The sequence below is a fragment of the Arthrobacter sp. Y3225116 genome (genome assembly GCF_059091245.1).
The window spans coordinates 1-4364 of sequence record NZ_JBNHGL010000235.1 but is presented as its reverse complement, the minus strand read 5'-3'; the positions used below and the strand labels follow the sequence as shown (position 1 = coordinate 4364).

General features: G+C 68.4%; 5 protein-coding genes and 1 pseudogene. 2 read left to right on the top strand and 4 right to left on the bottom strand.

Annotated elements, in window-relative coordinates; all coding sequences use genetic code 11:
- From ruvC to pdxT, 3 genes are all read right to left on the bottom strand, one after another.
- Positions 1-462, bottom strand: a 462-nt coding sequence (gene ruvC / locus AC5RV2_RS15135) for a crossover junction endodeoxyribonuclease RuvC (RefSeq protein WP_494093015.1), incomplete at its 3' end; no start/stop codon positions are given.
- A 26-nt stretch (positions 463-488) separates the two neighbouring features.
- Complete coding sequence (locus AC5RV2_RS15130) at positions 489-1244, bottom strand: YebC/PmpR family DNA-binding transcriptional regulator (RefSeq protein WP_494093014.1); 756 nt, start codon at positions 1242-1244, stop codon at positions 489-491.
- A 2-nt stretch (positions 1245-1246) separates the two neighbouring features.
- Positions 1247-1951 (bottom strand): pyridoxal 5'-phosphate synthase glutaminase subunit PdxT, encoded by a 705-nt coding sequence (gene pdxT, locus AC5RV2_RS15125; RefSeq protein WP_494093016.1) that lies wholly within the window; start codon positions 1949-1951, stop codon positions 1247-1249.
- A 135-nt stretch (positions 1952-2086) separates the two neighbouring features.
- Here pdxT and AC5RV2_RS15120 point away from each other — a divergent pair, with 135 nt between their 5' ends.
- Both AC5RV2_RS15120 and AC5RV2_RS15115 read left to right on the top strand, forming a co-directional pair.
- Positions 2087-3382, top strand: a complete 1296-nt coding sequence (locus AC5RV2_RS15120; protein ID WP_494093013.1) for a MurT ligase domain-containing protein — start codon at positions 2087-2089, stop codon at positions 3380-3382.
- Positions 3382-4104 (top strand): type 1 glutamine amidotransferase, encoded by a 723-nt coding sequence (locus AC5RV2_RS15115; RefSeq protein WP_494093012.1) that lies wholly within the window; start codon positions 3382-3384, stop codon positions 4102-4104. Before AC5RV2_RS15120 ends, AC5RV2_RS15115 begins: the two co-directional genes overlap by 1 nt.
- A gap of 75 nt (positions 4105-4179) precedes the next feature.
- Here AC5RV2_RS15115 and AC5RV2_RS15110 read toward each other — a convergent pair.
- A pseudogene (locus AC5RV2_RS15110) lies at positions 4180-4364 on the bottom strand (hypothetical protein); the annotation flags it as partial.

Sequence of the window (4364 nt, the reverse complement as noted above, 5' to 3'; positions counted from 1 at the left end):
CCAGGCATGGGTGATCGCCAGCGCCAGGGCGTCCGCCGCATCGGCCGGGCGCGGCGGGGTGTCCAGCCGAAGGATCCGGGTCACCATCTTGGTCACGGCGGCTTTGTCCGCCTGCCCGTTGCCGGTGACCGCCGCTTTCACCTCGGTGGGGGTGTGCAGCGCGACGCCGATCCCGCGCCGTGCCGCGGCCGCGATGACCACACCGGAGGCCTGCGCGGTGCCCATCACCGTGCTGACATTGGTCTGGCTGAAAACGCGTTCGACGGCGAGCACGTCCGGGACGTGCGCGTCGAGCCATTCGTCGATCGCGTCCGCAATCTTCAGCAGGCGCAACTCCAGCGGCATGTCCGGGGTGGTCCCGACCACCCCGACGTCCACCAGGGAGGAGCGCCGGTTCGGTTCGACATCGACCACGCCCAGGCCGCAGCGGGTCAGGCCCGGGTCCACTCCCAGCACGCGCATGGCCGACGGCGACGGCCGGACCGGTGTCAGTCGTTCTCGATTTCGGCGAGGACGTCCGCGCTGATGTCGGCGTTGGAGTAGACGTTCTGGACGTCGTCCAGGTCCTCGAGGGCATCCACCAGCTTCATGAACTTCCGGGCCGCGTCCGCGTCGAGATCCACGGCCATCGAGGACACGAACTCGATCTCGTCGGTTTCGTATTCGATGCCGGCCTCTTCCAGCGCGCCCACGACGGCGCGCAGGTCCGTGGGATCGGTGTGGACCTCGAAGTTGTCGCCCTGCTCCTTGACTTCCTCCGCGCCGGCTTCGAGCACCGCCATCAGGAGGTCGTCTTCCGTGAGCCCGTTCCTGGGCAGGGACACCACGCCCTTGCGCGAGAACATGTAAGACACCGACCCCGGGTCGGCAATGGTGCCGCCGTTGCGGGTGATGGCCAGGCGAACCTCGGAGGCGGCCCGGTTCTTGTTGTCGGTGAGGCACTCGATCAGCACAGCGGAGCCCTGCGGCCCGCGGGCCTCGTAGATGATTTCGCTGTAGTCCACCGTTTCGCCGGTCAGACCGGCGCCGCGCTTGACCGCGCGGTCGATGTTGTCGTTGGGAACCGAGGTCTTCTTGGCCTTTTGGACGGCCAGTTCCAGCGCGGGGTTGCCGGACATGTCCGCTCCCCCGTTGCGCGCCGCCACCTCAATGTTCTTGATCAGCTTCGCGAACGACTTGGCACGCCTGGCGTCGATCACGGCCTTCTTGTGCTTGGTGGTTGCCCACTTCGAGTGTCCGGCCATGCTTACGCCTCTCCTCTGACGATGCGGATGAAAAGTTCGTGGATGCGGCGCTCCCCCGTAATCTCCGGGTGGAAGGATGTCGCCAGCAGATGCCGCGAACGCACTGCCACTATTCTAGCTGTCCCGTGCAAAGTGTCGGTGTGGGAGGCCTCCTCCGGCTCGACGGTGGCCAGGACCTCCACGCCCTCGCCCACGCGTTCCACCCAGGGCGCACGGATGAACACCGCGTGGACCGGCGCGGGGCCCTGGCCGGGAAACGCCGCGCTGAACTCCAGGCCCCGGAAGTCCAGGTCGGACTCGAACGACTCGCGCTGCCGGCCGAAGGCGTTCCGCCGCACCGTAATATCCAGGCCGCCCAGCGTCTGCTGCGGTTCGCCCTTCAGGTCAGTGGCCGGATCTGAAATCTCCCGGGCCAGCATGATCATGCCCGCGCAGGAACCGTAGACCGGCATCCCCGCCTCGATCCGCCGCTTCAGCGGGTCGGCCAGCTCAAAAATGCGGGTGAGCTTGTCGATCGTCGTGGATTCACCGCCGGGGATGACCAGGCCGTCCACGGCCGCCAGTTCCGCCGGCCGGCGCACCGGCACCGCCGTGGCGCCGCTGTGCTGCAGGACGGATAGATGTTCGCGGACATCGCCCTGCAGGGCGAGCACACCAATCGTGACCACGGTGACGGTTCCTCGGAATTCGCATCGGGGCCGCCTCAGTGGCGGCCGTACGGAAAAACAGTAGTGCCATCCGGTCCGGCGATGTTAAACGGTGCCCCCGCCCGGTGTGGGGACCGACACTGTTCGGCCCGGGCCGGCGGTGCCCGGGCACGGCGGCTTGTATAGTCTCTACTCATGCGACACCTCCTTGCGACCGTTGCCGGAAAGGCCGTAAAGGCGGTAGCCAGGCTCCGCGGCGGCGGTTCCGCACTGCCCGGCCTGGTGGCCGAAAAAATCGATCCGCAGTTCCTGCCGCGCACGCTCGGCGAACTGCCGCGCGGCGTCATAGTGATCAGCGGTACGAATGGCAAGACCACTACCACCAAGATGGTGGTGGAGCTGCTGCAGGGGCAGGGCCTGAAGGTGTTCACGAACCGCACGGGCAGCAACTTCACCCGCGGCGTGGTCGCTGCCGTGCTGGGCGATTCCAACGCCCGCGGCCGGCTTGACGCGGACATTGCCGTCTTGGAGCTGGACGAAGCCCACGCCGTTCACTTCGTCAAACTGGTGGCCCCGCGCTACAGCCTGCTGCTCAACGTCATGCGCGACCAGCTGGACCGCTTCGGCGAAATCGAAACGACCGCGGGATTCCTCCGGCAGATTGCCGCCGCGACGACCGAGGCAGTGGTACTGAACCGGGAAGACCCGCGCATCGCGGCGCTGGCGGGCGCCGTGGTCGCGCCGCGGATTGAATACTTCGGGCTGGCACCGCAGCTGCGCCACATGTTCCCGCACGACGACGACATGCGGTCCGCCGCGTCCGCCGGCCCCTCCGGTACCACCGCCGACGACGCCGGCCGGCCGAGCGCCGACGTCGTGCTCTCGGCCTGCGAAGGGGCCGCCGCAACCTTCCAGCTGGACGGCCGCGAGATCGAGGTCGAGCTGAAGCTGACCGGCGTCTACAACGTGTTCAACGCCGCCGCGGCGATGGCGCTGGCGCGAACCGTGCTGGGCCCCGCGGTGGACGAACCGGCGCTGCTGGCCTCGCTGGAGAACGTGACCCCGGCCTTCGGCCGCGGTGAATCGCTGACCGTCAACGGCCAGCCGCTGGACCTGGTGCTGGTGAAGAACCCGGCCGGTTTCCGACTGGCACTGAAGTCCTTCCCCGCCGCCGGCTACCGGACCATGATCGCCATCAACGACAACTACGCGGATGGGCGGGACATGTCCTGGCTGTGGGACGTCGACTTCGATTCGCTGCGGGACACTGGCGTGGCCGAGGTTTCCGGGGTCCGGGCGCGCGACATGGGGCTGCGCCTCTTCTACGAGGACGTTCCCGTGGACCGGGTGGACACGGACCTCAATGCCTCGCTGCAGCGCTTCATTGCGGGCGATCCGGAGACGCCGAAGCGCATCTACTGCACCTACACCGCCATGCTGGCGCTGCGCCGCGAGCTCGGCAAACTGACCGAAGTGGAAGTGGTCTCCTGATGGACGCTCCTGTTATCGACCTGCTCCAGCTCTACCCGCGGGACATGAACATCTACGGCGACTGGGGAAATGTCCTGGTGCTGCGCAAACGCCTGGAGCTGCGCGGCTACGACGTCCGGCTGCACGAGTACAACCCCGGCGACGCGTTCCCCGGGCAGGTGGACCTGATCGTGGGCGGCGGCGGCCAGGACTCCGGCCAGAACAAGATCCAAGCCGACCTGCTGGCCCAGGGCGGCCGGCTGCGGGAACTGGCCGAGGACGGCCTGCCGATGCTGGCGGTCTGCGGCCTCTACCAGCTGTTCGGCCACCGGTTCACCACCCACACCGGCGAGGTCATCACGGGCATCGGGCTGCTGGATGCCGAGACCGTGGGCGGGCCCACCCGGCTGATCGGCAACACCATGCTCGAAAGCGGCGAGTTCGGCACGATTATCGGGTACGAGAACCACAGCGGCCTGACCACCCTCGGCAGCGATGTCCGGCCGTTGGGACGGGTCACCAAGGGCCAGGGCAACAACGGCACCGACGGCACCGAGGGAGCCCGCTTCCAGAACGTCATTGCCACCTACCTGCACGGTTCCCTGCTGCCCAAGAACCCGGCCGTGGCCGACTACCTGATCCGCCACGCCGTCGAGCGGCGCTACGGGAGCTTCAACGACGTGGCGCTGGACATTCCGCATGAGGCCGAGGCCCGCGCCGACGCGGCGGCCCGTCCGCGCTGACATCGGCTGGCGCTGACGCCGGACCGCCGCTGAGCCGGCCCGCCGCTGAGCCGGTCCGGGCGACGGACCGTGGCGTCATTCGCCGCTGAGCAGCCACTCGCGGGCGACGTCCGTCGGGGCTCCCATGGACTCGACGGTCGCCTTGGTCCGTAGCCGGCTGGCCGCGTCCGCCTGTTCGGACACGCACCAGTCCCCGGACTTCGCGGCTGCCGCCAGCGCATCGGCTGCCACCGGGCACCAGCGGCGCCCGGGTCCGTCGA